This is a genomic window from Pseudomonas fluorescens (assembly GCF_041354075.1).
Classification (GTDB): domain Bacteria; phylum Pseudomonadota; class Gammaproteobacteria; order Pseudomonadales; family Pseudomonadaceae; genus Aquipseudomonas; species Aquipseudomonas fluorescens_CE.
On record NZ_JARZGC010000031.1, the window covers coordinates 36,044 to 51,056 of the forward strand.

General features: G+C 62.1%; 14 protein-coding genes. 3 read left to right on the top strand and 11 right to left on the bottom strand.

Annotation, left to right across the window (positions count from 1 at the left end):
• Positions 1-99 precede the first annotated feature (99 nt).
• Genes pepN through QIW53_RS25605 form a run of 6 tightly spaced genes read right to left on the bottom strand, consistent with a single transcriptional unit; the run spans position 100 to position 6,621 of the window.
• Entirely contained in the window at positions 100-2,757 is a 2,658-nt protein-coding gene (gene pepN, locus QIW53_RS25580) for an aminopeptidase N (RefSeq protein ID WP_371052359.1), read from the bottom strand.
• 10 nt (positions 2,758-2,767) lie between these two features.
• On the bottom strand, positions 2,768-3,598 hold the full coding sequence (locus QIW53_RS25585) for a DUF2797 domain-containing protein (RefSeq protein WP_371052360.1): 831 nt from the start codon (positions 3,596-3,598) through the stop codon (positions 2,768-2,770).
• The gene (locus QIW53_RS25590) at positions 3,595-3,855 is read right to left on the bottom strand and encodes a YeaC family protein (protein WP_371052361.1); all 261 of its coding nucleotides are present in this window, start codon (positions 3,853-3,855) and stop codon (positions 3,595-3,597) included. The genes QIW53_RS25585 and QIW53_RS25590 overlap by 4 nt, the downstream gene beginning before the upstream one ends.
• A 20-nt stretch (positions 3,856-3,875) precedes the next feature.
• Positions 3,876-4,757: a rhomboid family intramembrane serine protease gene (locus QIW53_RS25595; protein WP_371052362.1), complete on the bottom strand. Its 882-nt coding sequence runs from the start codon at positions 4,755-4,757 to the stop codon at positions 3,876-3,878.
• The gene (locus QIW53_RS25600; RefSeq protein ID WP_371052375.1) at positions 4,754-5,734 is read right to left on the bottom strand and encodes a metallophosphoesterase; all 981 of its coding nucleotides are present in this window, start codon (positions 5,732-5,734) and stop codon (positions 4,754-4,756) included. The genes QIW53_RS25595 and QIW53_RS25600 overlap by 4 nt, the downstream gene beginning before the upstream one ends.
• On the bottom strand, positions 5,731-6,621 hold the full coding sequence (locus QIW53_RS25605; RefSeq protein ID WP_008028599.1) for an NAD(+) kinase: 891 nt from the start codon (positions 6,619-6,621) through the stop codon (positions 5,731-5,733). Before QIW53_RS25605 ends, QIW53_RS25600 begins: the two co-directional genes overlap by 4 nt.
• A 138-nt stretch (positions 6,622-6,759) precedes the next feature.
• Here QIW53_RS25605 and QIW53_RS25610 point away from each other — a divergent pair, with 138 nt between their 5' ends.
• On the top strand, positions 6,760-7,710 hold the full coding sequence (locus tag QIW53_RS25610) for a DUF1853 family protein (protein ID WP_371052363.1): 951 nt from the start codon (positions 6,760-6,762) through the stop codon (positions 7,708-7,710).
• Positions 7,711-7,755: 45 nt separating this feature from the next.
• Here QIW53_RS25610 and QIW53_RS25615 read toward each other — a convergent pair whose 3' ends face one another.
• Together QIW53_RS25615 and QIW53_RS25620 are read right to left on the bottom strand one after the other, a co-directional pair.
• Positions 7,756-9,039, bottom strand: a complete 1,284-nt coding sequence (locus QIW53_RS25615) for an arsenic transporter (protein WP_371052365.1) — start codon at positions 9,037-9,039, stop codon at positions 7,756-7,758.
• 84 nt (positions 9,040-9,123) lie between these two features.
• Positions 9,124-9,681: an NADPH-dependent FMN reductase gene (locus tag QIW53_RS25620; protein WP_371052366.1), complete on the bottom strand. Its 558-nt coding sequence runs from the start codon at positions 9,679-9,681 to the stop codon at positions 9,124-9,126.
• A 176-nt stretch (positions 9,682-9,857) separates the two neighbouring features.
• On the opposite strand from QIW53_RS25620, the gene QIW53_RS25625 reads away from it, so the two are divergent.
• Together QIW53_RS25625 and QIW53_RS25630 are read left to right on the top strand one after the other, a co-directional pair.
• The gene (locus QIW53_RS25625) at positions 9,858-10,109 is read left to right on the top strand and encodes a hypothetical protein (protein WP_371052367.1); all 252 of its coding nucleotides are present in this window, start codon (positions 9,858-9,860) and stop codon (positions 10,107-10,109) included.
• Positions 10,110-10,194: 85 nt separating this feature from the next.
• Positions 10,195-11,088, top strand: a complete 894-nt coding sequence (locus tag QIW53_RS25630) for a LysR substrate-binding domain-containing protein (RefSeq protein ID WP_371052369.1) — start codon at positions 10,195-10,197, stop codon at positions 11,086-11,088.
• Here QIW53_RS25630 and QIW53_RS25635 read toward each other — a convergent pair.
• The 3 genes from QIW53_RS25635 to dnaQ all read right to left on the bottom strand — a co-directional run bounded on the left by QIW53_RS25635 (position 11,054) and on the right by dnaQ (position 14,815).
• Positions 11,054-11,668: a GNAT family N-acetyltransferase gene (locus QIW53_RS25635; protein ID WP_371052370.1), complete on the bottom strand. Its 615-nt coding sequence runs from the start codon at positions 11,666-11,668 to the stop codon at positions 11,054-11,056. The two genes, QIW53_RS25630 and QIW53_RS25635, sit on opposite strands and share 35 nt — an antisense overlap.
• A gap of 14 nt (positions 11,669-11,682) precedes the next feature.
• On the bottom strand, positions 11,683-13,938 hold the full coding sequence (locus QIW53_RS25640; protein ID WP_371052371.1) for an Orn/Lys/Arg decarboxylase N-terminal domain-containing protein: 2,256 nt from the start codon (positions 13,936-13,938) through the stop codon (positions 11,683-11,685).
• A gap of 127 nt (positions 13,939-14,065) precedes the next feature.
• Positions 14,066-14,815: a DNA polymerase III subunit epsilon gene (gene dnaQ / locus QIW53_RS25645; RefSeq protein ID WP_371052373.1), complete on the bottom strand. Its 750-nt coding sequence runs from the start codon at positions 14,813-14,815 to the stop codon at positions 14,066-14,068.
• Positions 14,816-15,013: the final 198 nt, after the last annotated feature.

The window sequence follows — 15,013 nt, forward strand, 5'->3', positions numbered from 1 at the left end:
CAATCGACGCCACGTTATCTTTTGTTAACCCGGCGGGGTCGGGAGGGAGGCTGAATGATGGGGTATCAGGCGGGGTTATACCCCCTGTAGGAGCCGGGCTTACGCCAGGCTCTTGCTCACCACTTCAAAGACATCGCTGGACAACTGCCCCGAAGCGCGAATGCGCTCCAGTTCGCCTTTCATCAAGGCCTGGCGCGCATCGTCGTACTTGCGCCAGCGGGTCAGCGGCGCCAGTTGGCGGGAGGCGATCTGCGGGTTGAAGCTGTTGAGTTCGATCACCAGGTCCGCCAGGAAGCGATAGCCCGAGCCATCGGCCGCGTGGAAGTTGATCAGGTTCTGCCCGGCGAACGCACCGATCAGCGCGCGCACTTTGTTCGGGTTCTTCAGGTTGAACGCCGGGTGCTGCATCAACGCCTTGACCCGCTCCAGCCCGCCCGGCAGGGTGCTGCCGGCCTGGACGCTGAACCACTGATCCATGACCAGCGGGTTGTCCTTGAAGTGTTCGGCAAACGCCGCCAACGCCCGGGCCTTCTGCTCTTCGTGCGGCGAATTGACCAGCACGGCCAGCGCGGTCAGGCGTTCGGTCATGTTGTCGCTGTTCTCGAACTGCTCGAGCGTCGCCGCCAGCACGTCGGATTGGCCGCTCAACATCAGGTAGGACAGCGAAATGTTCTGCAACGCGCGGCGGGCAAAGTGCTCGGCCTCGGCAATATACGGGGTCTGCCTGGACAGGTCGCGATTGGCCTGGTAACGCAGCCACAACGCTTCGAACAAGCCGTGGGCCAGTTGCTTGCGGGCAAATTCGCGGGCGGTATGGATGGCCTCGACATCGGCCACCTCGCTGATTTCGGTCAGGTAGGCCTCGCCGGGCAACGCGAGCATTTCGGCGACCATCGCCTGGTCCAGCGTCTCGTCCGACAGCACCGTGCGCAAGGCTGACACCAGGCGCGGGTCGAGCACTAGCGGCTCGCCCTTCTGCTGCTGGGCGATCAGCTCCTGCAGCACCTGCACCGCCAGTTGCTGACCGGCATCCCAGCGGTTGAAGCCGTCGCTGTCATGCTGCATCAGGAACATCAACTGGTCGCGGTTGTACGGGAAGCTCAGTTTCACCGGCGCCGAGAAGCCACGCAGCAACGAAGGCAGCGGTTGTTCGGCGATGTCGACGAAGGTGAAGGTCTGCTCGGCTTCGGTCACCGAAATCACCCGCGAAGTGCCTTGGGCGCTGTCTTCGCCGGACAGGCGCAAGGCAATGGCCGCGCCTTTGGCATCCAGCAGACCGAGTTCAACCGGAATCACGAACGGCAGCTTCTCGACCTTGTCCGGGGTGGCCGGGCAGCTCTGGCGGAACGTCAGGCTGTAGGTTTTTGCCGCCGCGTCATAGGACTCGGTCACTGCCAGACGTGGCGTACCGGCCTGGCTGTACCAGCGCTTGAACTGGGTCAGGTCGACGCCGTTGGCATCTTCCATGGCCTTGATGAAGTCATCACAGGTCACGGCCTGGCCGTCATGGCGCTCGAAATACAGGTCGCTGCCCTTGCGGAACCCTTCGGCGCCGAGCAGGGTGTGGATCATGCCGACCACTTCCGAACCCTTTTCGTACACGGTCAGGGTGTAGAAGTTGGAGATCTCGATGAAGCTGTCCGGGCGGACCGCGTGGGCCATGGGGCCGGCGTCTTCGGCAAACTGGTGCGTGCGCAGGTAGGCCACGTCCTGGATGCGCTTGACCGTGGCCGAGTTCATGTCGGCGGAGAAGCCCGAATCACGGAACACCGTAAAGCCTTCCTTGAGCGACAACTGGAACCAGTCGCGGCAGGTCACGCGGTTGCCCGACCAGTTGTGGAAATATTCGTGGGCGACGATCGCTTCCACGCGCTGGTGCGCGGCATCGGTCGCGGTTTCGGCGCGGGCCAGCACGGCGCTGGAGTTGAAGATGTTGAGGCCCTTGTTCTCCATCGCGCCCATGTTGAAGTCGTTGACGGCCACGATCATGAAGATGTCCAGGTCGTACTCGCGACCGTAGACTTCCTCGTCCCACTTCATGGACTTCTTCAGGCTGTTCATCGCGTGCTGGCACTTGTCGATGTTTTCCGGCTCGACATAGATACGCAGCGCAACGGTGCGCTCGGTCATGGTGGTGAAAGTGTCTTCGACACACCACAGGTCACCGGCCACCAGGGCGAACAGGTAGGCCGGTTTCATGAACGGGTCTTCCCAGGTCGCCCAATGCCGGCCGTCTTCGCCCGGACCGCTGGCAATCGGGTTGCCGTTGGACAGTAGCACCGGGTAGCTGTGCTGCTCGGCGACCACGGTGGTGGTGAACTTGCTCATCACGTCCGGGCGGTCGAGGTAATAGGTGATCTTGCGGAAGCCTTCGGCCTCGCACTGGGTGCAGAACATCGTGCCCGACTTGTACAGGCCTTCCAGCGCGGTATTGGTTTCCGGATGGATCCTGACGCTGGTGTCGACCGTGAAGGTGGTGCTGGTCGGGTGCAGGGTCAGGTGGTTCTCGCTCAGTTGGTAATCGGCAGCGCCCAGTTCGCGGTCGGCCAGGGTCACCGACAACAGTTCGAGCTGTTGGCCGTCCAGCACCAGCGGCGGCAGGCCCGGGCCACGGTCGGGGTTGCGGCGCATCACCAGTTGCGCGTGGACCAGGCTGTGGTCCTCGAACAGCTCGAAGGTCAGGTGCGTCTCGTCGATCAGGTACTCGGGGGCCTGATAGTCCTTCAAATAGATCATCTTCGGTTGTTCGGTGCGCATGCTGGAGTCCTTACTGATGCACGGCGAGCTGATAAGCCGTGTACTTACGAATATTGATCACGCCGGTGTCGAAAATCAGGTATTGGCCCTTGATCCCCAGCAGCGTGCCTTCGGCAATCGGGTTCTTGTCCAGGTTGAAGCTGACGATCTTGGCCGGGTACTGCTGGACCGGGAAGCGGATTTCCAGCGGTTCCACGTCGGCAATGGTCTGGATCGCCTGCAGGCCGAATCGTTCCTGCAAGGCCTGCAATCCCTCGGCGCAGCTGTCGAACAGCTGGTCGCGAATTTCGGCCAGGTCAACCGACGCCGCCTCGCCCTTGAGTAAAGCACGCCAGTTGGTCTTGTCAGCCACCTGGCTGCGCAGCAGATCCTCGACAAACCCCGACTGCTGGCGGGTCGCCACGCGCATGATCGGCAGTGCCTGGCGGGCACCCTGGTCGATCCAGCGGGTCGGCAGTTGGGTGGCCCGGGTGATTCCGACCTTCACCCCGGACGAGTTCGACAGATACACAATGTGATCCGTCATGCAGAATGTCTCGCCCCACGCCGGATCACGGCAGGTGCCGGCGTCGTAATGGCAGCGCTCCGGGCTCATGATGCACAGGTCGCACTGCGCCAGCTTGGTCATGCACGGATAGCAGTAACCCTGGCTGAAACTGGTCTTGGTCTTGCGCCCGCAATGGGAGCAGAAGATCGCTCCCAGGTATTCCAGGCGGACCGTGCTGCCGATCAACGGATTGACCGGCACCTCGATCTCACCCAGACGAAACGCGTATTGCACCTCGGCACCCTCAAGGCGTGCCGACATCTTGCTGATTGCACCGCGGCCAATCTCGATCAATGGACGGCATCCGACTTGAACAGCACGTTCGGAATCTCGATCGATTTGGAGCCGCACTCCTGCACGCCCATGTAACCGGTGCGCTGGTCTTCCGGCAGGTTCTGGATTTCCCAGGCGATCATGGCCTGCAGCGACAGCTCGCGCTGTTCGGCGGTGAGCTTGCCACCGTCGGACCATTTACCGATCTCCACCGCCACTTTCAGGCTGTTGTAGATATCCGGGGTGATGTTCTTGATCATTTCGTTGAAAGAGGACATGGAGTCTCCGCGCAATGGATTCAGATAACAGTTTTGGACGGCAGTTTACGGCGGTTGTACAAACCACCCAACAAACCGGTCAAGCATCCGACGAGCAACCCGCCGACATGGGCGGCGTTGGCGATTTCACCGAAGCCGATCAACGAGACCAGCCCCGACAGGCACAGCAGCAGCCACACCAGCATCATCACCAGCACACCACGGGGCAGGCGATAGGCCCGGTTCGGCGACAGCAGCTGGAAAATCCAGCAATGCCCCAGCAGGCCGTACAGTACACCCGACAACCCGCCGAACAAGGTCGGGCCGCTGAAAATGAACTGGGCGTAATTGGACACCAGGGCAAACAGCAGCGTCAGGCCGATCAGGTTGATGCTGCCCTGGCGCGACTCGATGCGCCGCCCCAGCTCCCAATACCACATGCCGTTCATGGCCAGGTGCAGGAAGCCGAAGTGGATCAGCATCGGCGTGACCAGGCGCCACCACTGCCCCGCCGCCAGGCTGTCGGCCAACGGGGTGAAATGGATGTATTCGCCGACCACCCGGAAGTCGAGGAAGGTCAGCCAGCGCATCGCCTCGAGGTTTTCGCCCAGCAGCGTCACCGCGCCGACGATCAGGCTCAGCAGCAACACCAGGGCCGTGGCCCTGGCGTGGCGCAATTGTTCGACGAAACCGGGGCGTGTCGGGGTTTTCACCACCGGAATATCGAGCTGCTGATCGGGGTCGCCGGCCGGATAACGCTCGTACAGCGCACGCACATCTTCGCTGATGCTCGCGGGCACCCACAGCACTTGCTCGCCCTGCTCTTCGCTGACCCGATGCGGCACCTGCATGCGTTCGAGCAGTTGCACGAAACCGCTCAGATCGATCGCCAGCGGCAGGCGCAATACCGCGACGACACTCATCGCAACGCCTCCGGCCGCTCGACATCGACCCAGACGAACTTGTGCGGGTCCAGACGCGTTTCCTGATCCAGGCGATAGGCAACCAGCTTGCCGTACAGCACGGCGCTGTAGTCCAGGCACGCCAGGTTCGGCCGTATGGGCGCCGGCTTGCCGCTGCGCCAGTAGTGGCCCACGAACAGCAAGGGCTCGTCGGCGCCGTAACGCAGCAGCGTGTTTTTCTCGCTGGAGGTCAGCGGCGTGCGCGCCACGGGCTCCGGCAGCGCATCAGGCTGGAACACGATGTCGCCGTAGGTTTGTGGATCCTCTTCCTCTTCCCAGAACTTGGTGCGGAAGAACGAACGGGTCAGGCCATCGCCGCTGGTCATGGTCAGCCCATGGGGCAGCCGCATGTCGGTGCCACGCAGCAGGCGGTCGAATACGGTGCAGGCAAAACTGCCCGGCATGCCGGACGCCTGGAGGAAATGCTCATCGACGCGCCCATCGGGGAACAACGCGCGCAGCGGCTCGATCAAGCCAGCGTCCCAGCAGGCGTGGACCACGCGAAAACGCCCGGCATCGACGAACAGCGGCAGCTCGTAGAACCATTGCTGGAAGTCGTGCCAGTCAGCGGGATGATGTTCGAACTGAGTCAGGGTCTCGCCCAGCAGCCGCGCGTGACGCGGGGTGTGTTCACGCACGAACTGCTTGCCACTGCCCGGCGGCGCCGGCGTGCTCCAGCCCAGTGCGTTGAACTCATGGTTACCCATGATGCACAGCGCCTGGCCGGCCTCGACCATGTCGTGAACGATGTGCAGGGCCTCGCGGATTCGCGGCCCACGATCGATGATGTCGCCGACGAACACCGCCATGCGCGAAGCGTGCCGCCAGACGCCGCCCTGTTTGTGATAACCGAGCTGATCGAGCAAATGCTCAAGGGTCAACGCGCAACCATGGACGTCGCCGATCAGGTCATAACTTCGCGCGGGATCGAGCATCAGTCGCCTCCACCACCCAACTTGCTGCCCCAGCCCAGCTTGGTCCGGCAGACTTCGTAGTAGTTGTGGTCGAGCGGGTGGATCAGCCGCAGCTTCTGCGCTTTCTTGCTGACGGTGATGGTGTCACCCGGCGCGCAGGTGAAGTGGTTCTGCCCGTCGCAGGAGACCTGCGGGTAGATCTGCATATCCTTGGACACGACGATTTTCAGCTCACTGTTGCCATCGACCACGATCGGCCTGCCTGACAAGGTATGGGGGTACATCGGCACAATCACAATAGCATCGAGCTTGGGATGCATGATCGGCCCGCCCGCCGAGAGCGCGTAGGCGGTCGAACCGGTGGGTGTCGAGACGATCAGGCCGTCGGCCTTCTGGCTGCAGACGAACTGGCCGTCAATGTACAGCTCGAACTCGATCATCCGGGTCGATTTGCCCGGGTGCAGGACCACGTCGTTCAGCGCATCGCCCTGGCCGATGGCCTCGGCGTGACGGCGAACCTCGGCCTGCAACAGGAAACGGTTTTCCACCAGGTAGTGGCCGTCAAGCACTTCGGCAACCTTGACTTCCAGTTCGTCGGGACGGATATCGGTGAGAAAACCCAGGCTGCCGCGGTTGATGCCGAGCACCGGGATGTTGTGCCGGGCCAGTGCGCGGGCCGCGCCAAGCAGGCTGCCATCACCACCGACCACAATCACCATGTCACAGACTTCGCCGAGCATCTTGCGGGACGAGGTTTGCAGGCCATGCCCCGGCAGCACTTCGGCGATGGTGTCTTCGAGGATCACATGCAGGTGACGATCGAGCAGAAACCGTTTCAGTCGGCGGACGGTATCCAGCACCTGCGAACTGCCCAGGCGACCGATGATGCCGATATTACGAAATTGCTCCATGGGGCTCCTATAGCGACACGGGGTGCAGGGACGCGGGGGCCTGCGACGGCTAAAAACACGATTATGGGCGAAAGCGCGGGATAGACAAAATCCTTTCAGCGACAAGGGTGTACTCATGTTTGAGGCTATGCTCGCAAGATGATCCTATTTCCCGACCTGTTGCAGTTACCCCATCAGTTGCGTCACCCCGAGGTGCGCGACCTGGCGTGGGTCATCCTGGCGCCGCCGATGCTCGACATCACGCCGTGGCCGCAGCGTCATCCGCTGGCCGGCAGTGACTGGGTCCAGGCGCCGGAGCGCCTCGAACACTGGCTGCGCCAGCTGGATCGTGACAGTTATGATTTGCTGCATTGGCTGGCCCAGGCCCGCACCCGGCGCCTGGGGCTGTATTACGAACGCCTGTGGCAGTACGCGGTGCGCCACGCCCCGGGTATCGAGCTGCTGGCCGCCAACCTGCCGATCCGCCGTGAGGGCCACACCCTGGGCGAGTTGGACATGCTGTTGCGCGACCGCGATGGCGTGCATCATCTGGAACTGGCGATCAAGCTCTACCTGGGCCCACAGGCGGGCAATGGGCATGACGCCGCGCACTGGCTGGGCCCCGGCTGCCACGATCGCCTGGACCGTAAACTGGCGCACCTGAGCCAGCACCAGTTGCCGATCTCCAACCGCCCTGAAAGCCGCGAAGTGCTGGCAGCGCTGGACATCCGCGAATTCAGCGCCCATCTGTGGCTCGGGGGTTACCTGCTGTATCCGTGGCCGGGGCATTCAGGACCGCCGACGGGCGCGCACCCACTGCACCTGCGTGGTTGCTGGCTGCATCAAAAGGACTGGCCGGATTTTATCGCCCAGCGACCGGCCGGCCGCTGGCAACCCCTGCCCCGCCACGCCTGGCTGGCACCGGCGCACTATCCCGCCGAGCAGACCTGGCGTGCACAACAATTGCAGGCCTGGCTCGAGGCGCTGGAACCGCTGGCACCGGCGCAACTGCTGGTGCGACTGGTCGAAAATGCCGACGGCGACTGGGAGGAAGCGGAGCGCCTGTTCCTGGTGGCCGATGCCTGGCCGAATGTGCCAGGTAACGGCTAACCGTCCCTGTAGGAGCGAGCCTGCTCGCGATGGGGGCAACACGGTCTAGATGGACAACCGCACCGCCAACGCCGCCAACGTCACCAGCAACACCGGCAGCGTCAACACGATACCGACCTTGAAGTAATACCCCCAGCCGATGCGAATGTTCTTGCGCTCCAGCACGTGCAGCCACAGCAGTGTGGCCAGGCTGCCGATCGGGGTGATTTTCGGCCCCAGGTCGCTGCCGATGACATTGGCGTAGATCATCGCCTCTTTCACCACACCTGCGGCCTGGCTGGCGTCGATGGACAGCAGGCCGATCAGCACGGTCGGCAGGTTGTTCATCATCGACGACAACAGTGCGGTCAGCACGCCGGTGCCCAGCGCCGCGCCCCAGACGCCGTAGCCGCCGAAGACGTCGAGCCAACCCGCCAGGTACCCGGTCAGCCCGGCATTGCGCAGGCCGTACACCACCAGATACATGCCCAGAGAAAAAATCACGATGTGCCACGGCGCTTCTTTCATGACCTTGCGCGTGGAAATGCGGTGGCCACGGGCCGCGATGGCCAGCAGCAGCGCCGCGCAGACCGCCGAGATGGCACTGATGGGAATGCCCAGCGGCTCCAGCGCGAAACAACCGAGCAACAAGATCGCCAGTACCGCCCAACCGGCGAAAAAAGTCGCCCGGTCGTGAATCGCACTGGCCGGATCCTCCAGTTGCTCGGGGTCATAGTCCCGAGGAATGTCGCGTCGGAAGAACCACAGCAGCACCACCAGCGTCGCCGCGACGCTCACCAGGTTGACCGGAACCATCACCGCCGCGTAGCGATTGAAACCGATGTCGAAGTAATCGGCCGAAACGATGTTCACCAGGTTCGACACCACCAGCGGCAGGCTCGCGGTGTCGGCAATGAAGCCGGCGCCCATCACGAACGCGAGGGTCGCTGCCGGGGAAAAGCGCAACGCCAGCAGCATGGAAATCACGATCGGCGTGAGGATCAGCGCCGCACCGTCATTGGCAAACAGCGCCGAGACCAGCGCGCCCAGCAGCACCATCCACGCGAACAACCTGCGACCGTTGCCCTGGCCCCAACGCGCAACGTGCAGCGCCGCCCAGGCGAAAAAACCGGCCTCGTCCAGCAACAGGCTGATGATGATCAGGGCCACGAAGGTGCCAGTGGCGTTCCAGATGATCTGCCACACCAGCGGGATATCGCTGAGGTGCACTACACCGAAGATCAGCGCCAGCACCGCGCCCAGCACCGCGCTCCAGCCAACCCCCAGGCCTTTGGGCTGCCAGATCACCAGGGTAATGGTCAACAGGAAGATCAGTGAAGCTGCGAGCATGAAAAGCTGCCTGAGAGAAAACAAAGGCGCAGATTCTGGAACAGTCCACGCCTTTGTGGCAACGAGATCAGGGCGCGGCCGGCATCAATCCTTTTTGTGCTGCTCCACCCACTTGGCGTAGGCGTTGATGAAGTTCTGCAGGAACGGCTTCACCGACTCCGACAGCTTGCCCGCCTCGTCGAACGCCGAACCGGCACCGCCGAGATAGGCTTCCGGTTGTTGCATGCACGGCACATCGAGGAATACCAGGGACTGGCGCAGGTGATGGTTGGCACCAAAACCGCCGATGGCCCCCGGCGACACGCTGATGATTGCCCCTGGCTTGCCACTCCAGGCGCTTTTGCCATAGGGCCGCGAGCCGACGTCAATCGCGTTTTTCAGCGGCGCCGGAACCGAACGGTTGTATTCCGGCGTGACGAACAGCAACGCGTCGGATGAAGCCACTTGGTCGCGGAAAGTACTGTAGGCTGCAGGCGGTGAGACATCGATGTCTTCGTTGTACAGCGGCAAATCGCCAATTTCTACGATGTTCAGTTTGAGATTTGCCGGGGCCAGATCGGCCAGGGCCAGGGCGACCTTGCGATTGATCGATTCCTTTCTCAAGCTGCCGACTACAACGGCGATGGTGTACACGTTGCTCATGAAGATTCTCGACTGTCTGATTGAAAGAGCTAGTAGTTATAGATGACCAGAGGGCAAGCAGGCCAGCTATACCCAGGTTCAGTTGACTATTTTTTTCCTGTAGGAAAACTTACGGCGCTTTACGACGGTCTACTGAGCCGCGAATCAAGTGTTCTATCCCCAGAGGTTTTAAGCAGATGGCAGCAGTACTCGTCGGTCAGTTCCATGCAAGAGACGCGGAAGGCCGCGTCTATTCCGTGCATGAGTTCCAGGAATCCACCCCATCGGCAGAAGGTCTTGCGCCCGTCACCACCTACAAGCTGGCCATCGGGGACCGCGTCAAGAAGCTCGATGACAACCAGTTCCTGCTGGTGCAATCGGACATCACCCTCGTGCGCGAACCGGATTCCTTCATTACGGACGTGGCCGAAACCACCGTCGCTTCATAACGTTGCGTTATGAGCAGAAGTCATGTGCGGACTTGAGTTAGGATTCAACCACTGACTCTTCACCCGCTGAACATGGACTTCACGCATGCGTTTACGCCACATCGAAGTAATTCAGGCGCTTTTGCAGACCGGTCACCTGGGTACCGCCGCCGAATGGCTGCAACTGCCGGTGGCCGACATCGAAAGCACGCTGCGCGATGTCGAGAGTCAGTTGGGTTTCATGCTGTTTTCCAGTGTGCGCGGGCGTTTGCAGGCCACGCGCGAAGCTCGGGAACTACAGGTCGAGATCGCCCATGTCTATGAGGCGCTGGAGCCGGTCCAGCGCCTGGCCAGCAGCCTCAAGCAATATCACGCCCCACCCCTGCGCATCATTTGCACACCGCCGCTGGCGCAACAGTTGTTGCCCCAGAGCATCGCGGCCCTGCGTCGGCGCCTGCCGGACGTGCCCTGCAGCCTGTTGAGCCAGCCGACCCGCGACATCGTCAAGCACTTGCTGTTGCGCGAAAGCGACCTGGGCCTGAGCCTGCACGATCCCGAGCATGCGGACATTGATTGCCAAGTGATCGCCCAGGGCAAATTGCAGTTGCTGGCCCCCCATGGCTGGCTGCAACCGAAACAGAAATACATCGCCCTGCAAGACCTGGCAGGCCAGGCCATGATCGGCCTCGAAGGCCATGACCCGCTGAACCCGGCGCTGGACAACAAGTTGCACGCCCTGCGCCCTGCCCCGGTGATCCACACCCGGGTACAGACCCACCAGATGATGCGCAGCATGGTCGAGGCCGGTGAAGGCCTGGCGATTGTCGACCCGTTCACCGCGCTCGGTGCCAGGTCCGCAGGCCTGGACATGTGCCCGCTGGCACCCGCCGTACCGATCAGCGTCTACGCGCTGTCGCTGAAAAATGCCGAACCGTCGCCGGCGGCTCAAGCCTTGCTGGACATCGTCAGGGAACAAGCCGCGGCGATGTTGGCGAGCTGATCGGGTTTTCCAGCGGATTATCGAAGAACCGATACCAGAACAAGGCCACCTCGGCCGTGTTCGGGTCGATGCCGCGATAACGCAGGTGGTCGACGCCGCCAATCACGTAGCCGCAACGCTCATACAGCCGACACGCCCCCAGGTTGTTGTTCTGGGTCTCGAGCATGATGCCCGGCAATTTCTTCTTGCGGCTCCAGAACTGCGCCACGTCCAGCAGCGCCTTCGCCACCCCGTGCCGTCGGGCCGGTGCATGCACCGCCAGTTCGTCGATATGGGCAAAGGCATTCCAGTTGGTGCTGATCACCAGATGCCCCACCGGCTCATCGTCGAGGTAAGCCATGAAAATCGCGCTGTCAGCGGCATCGTGATACGCACTGAACTCTTCTGGGTCGATGCCATAGCATTTGCGGTACGCATTGATCGGCGTGACCGGCCACTGGTCCACCGGCTTGCCAACTTCGGCTGCTCCGTAGGCGGCGACCTCGAAGCTGAAATCGCTGCTCCAGATGTAGGCGGCAAAACCTTCGTCGGCCACCCGCACCGACAGGCCCGGGTATTTCGGATTCATGACCGGTTGCATTTTGGGAAATGTCCTCACGCCTTGATGCAATCGACGGTGTAACGCCGCCCATCGCCCTCGTCTTCGTGTTGCAAGCCGTGCACATCGGCGACAAACCCCGGGAAGCTGCTGTCGAAAGTGCGGGCAAATGCCAGATAATCGTTGATCGAGCGGGTCGACTCGGTGAAGCGTTCACCCGGCATGATCAGCGGGATCCCTGGCGGGTACGGCACCAGCATCACGGCGGCGATGCGACCTTGCAACTCATCGATCAGCACCGCCTCCACCTGCCCGCGCACCAGATGGTCATAGGCATCTGCAGGCTTCATCGCAACTTCCGGCAGCACCGTATACATGCGCTTGAGGTGCCTGGCCGTGGCGTTGCTGCGATAGCAGGCGTGCAACTGGTCGCACAGGTCCCGCAAGCCCATGCCCTTGTAACGTACGGCGTCCTGCTGAGCCACGCACGGCAGGCAGTTCGCCAGGCTGACGTTGGCATCGTAGCTGCGCTTGAACTCCAGCAGTTCGGTGAGCAGCGTGCTCCATTTACCCTTGGTGATGCCCATGGAGAACAGCACCAGGAAAGAATACAAACCGGTTTTCTCGACCACCAGCCCACGCTCCCACAGGAACTTGCTGACCACCGCCGCCGGAATCCCGCGCTCGCTCAGCGCACCACCCGCTGTCAGGCCTGGCATCACCAGGGTGACCTTGATCGGGTCGAGCAGCACATAGTCGTCGGTTACGCCACCAAAGCCATGCCAGTCGGCATCGGGCTGCAGCAGCCATTCCTGGGTCTGCACATGATCGATGCCATCTGCCGACGGCGGCTGCCAGATCGAAAACCACCAATCATCAGCAGCGATGTGTTGACGCAGGTTGGCCAGCGCCCGCCGAAAACTCAAGGCTTCATCGAACATTTCCTGTAACAGGGAACGTCCGGCCGGACCTTCCATCATTGCCGACGCCACATCCAGCGACGCGATGATGCTGTACTGCGGCGAGGTGGAGATGTGCATCATGAACGCTTCGTTGAAACGGTCATGATCGAGCTGGCGCGCACCGCCGTCCTGGACATGGATCATCGAAGCCTGACTGAACGCTGCCAAGAGTTTATGGGTGGAGTGTGTGGTGAACACCAGAGGACTGTCTTCGGTACGGGAGGTGCCCATGCCGTAGCGGCCGGCGAAGAACTCGTGAAACGCCGCGTAGGCATACCAGGCCTCATCGAAATGCAGCACTTCGACGCTGTTGCCCAGTTGCTGCTTGATCAGCTCGGCGTTGTAGCACAGGCCGTCGTAGGTCGAATTGGTCACCACCGCCAGTTTCACTTTCGGCTCGCGCCCCTTGGTCAGGGGGCTGGCGTCGATCTTGGCCTGGATCGATTCGCGGCTGAACTCACTCAGCGGGATCGGGCCGATGATCCCCAGTTCGTTGCGTTCCGGGCAAAGGTACAACGGAATTGCCCCGGTCATGATGATCGAGTGCAGCACCGATTTGTGGCAATTGCGATCCACCAGCACCAGGTCGTCCCGCGCCACCATGGAATGCCAGACGATCTTGTTGGCAGTCGAGGTGCCATTGATCACGAAGAAGGTGTGATCGGCACCGAAATTGCGCGCCGCGCGCGCCTCGGCTTCGGCCAGCGGTCCGGTGTGGTCGAGCAGCGAGCCGAGCTCCGGCACCGAGACCGACAGATCCGAACGCAGGGTGTTTTCCCCGAAGAACTGGTGGAACGCCTGCCCCACCGGGCTCTTGTGATAGGCCACTCCACCGCCATGACCGGGGGTGTGCCAGGAATAGTTGGAATCGGCGGTGTGCTGCACCAGCGCCTTGAAAAACGGCGGCAGCAGACCGTCCAGGTATCGGCGTGCGGCGCGTGCCACCTGCCGCGCGAGGAACGGCACGGTGTCTTCGAACAGATAGAGAATGCCGCGCAACTGGTTGAGTTCGTCCATGGCGTCTGCGGGTGCGTTTTCCAGGGTCACCTGCTCACCGAGGGCAAAGATCGGCAGGTCCGGCGCACGCACCCGTGCCAGAGCGATCAATTCATCCATGTTGTGCAGCAGATGGGAATTGGCGCTGGGGTCTTCGGCGGCGATCAGCATGCACGAGAGGCCGTGATGGGTCGACGCGACCAGCCGCCCCTCGTTGTAATCCACCGCCGAGACGACACTGAAGCCTTCCTGCTCCAGCTCCCGGGCGATACCCCGCACACGATCACCTGCGACGGTGTCGGCCTTAATGTCGCGGTGGACAATCAAGACCGGAAATTTCAAATCTTTGTACATGAGGCACAGCGTCCTGAGGCGACAAGCCTCAGCTTGCCAATTACCTCAGGGTAGAGGGTTGAAGCGGATGTGGCGAGTGCCGATACCCTGACGCAGGTCAAACGACGCAGCATCATCTGACCACATTTCAGGCCTGGGCCTTGGCCTCGGTCAACTGCTGCCACAGCGCTGGTGCGCCGGCGGACTTGGCGATCGCTTCGAGCCTCGCGAGATGCTGGGCCAGGTCGTCTTCGCTGGCGCGGATGATCCGCGTTGGCTGGCGATCGGCCGGCAGGCGACGGATCTCGCTGCCGCTGCTGCCGCCTTCGCCGGTGCCGTCCGAAGCGTTGCCGGCCAGTGACAGGCTGGTCTGGCCGCCGGTCATGGTCAGGTAGACGTCGGCGAGAATCTCCGAGTCGAGCAGAGCGCCGTGAAGCTCACGACCGGAGTTGTCGACGCCGTAGCGTTTGCACAGCGCATCGAGGCTGTTGCGCTGACCGGGGTGACGCTCCCGGGCCATCATCAGGGTGTCGAGGATCGAGCAGTGTTGTGCGATATCCGCGCGGTCGTGCTGACCCATCAGGGCGAATTCGTTGTTGATGAAGCCAACGTCGAACGCCGCGTTATGGATGATCAGCTGAGCGCCCTGGATGAATTCGAAGAACTCGTCGGCCACTTCAGGGAAACGCGGCTTGCCCACCAGGAATTCGTTGGTGATGCCGTGGACGCCGATGGCGCCTTCGTCGCTTTCGCGATCAGGTTGCAGGTAGACATGAAAGTGCCGGCCCGTCAGGCGTCGACCGAGCAACTCGACACAACCGATTTCGATAATCCGGTGGCCGTCGGTCACCGGCATGCCGGTGGTTTCGGTATCGAGTACAACGGATCTGGTGGCCATCAGTGTTCAGCTCTCAATCGGTGGAACGGGTAAAAGGTGGGGATGGTAGCATGGCTGTGGGGTGTTTCAGGGGGACTGAGTCGCTCCCATCGCGAGCAGGCTCGCTCCCACAGGGAACGGGGGGCGGGGGCGGGGCGGGGGGCGGAAAAGTGCAACCGGTTGGAAGCCCGGCGTGTTACCCCCCCCCACCAACCCCCC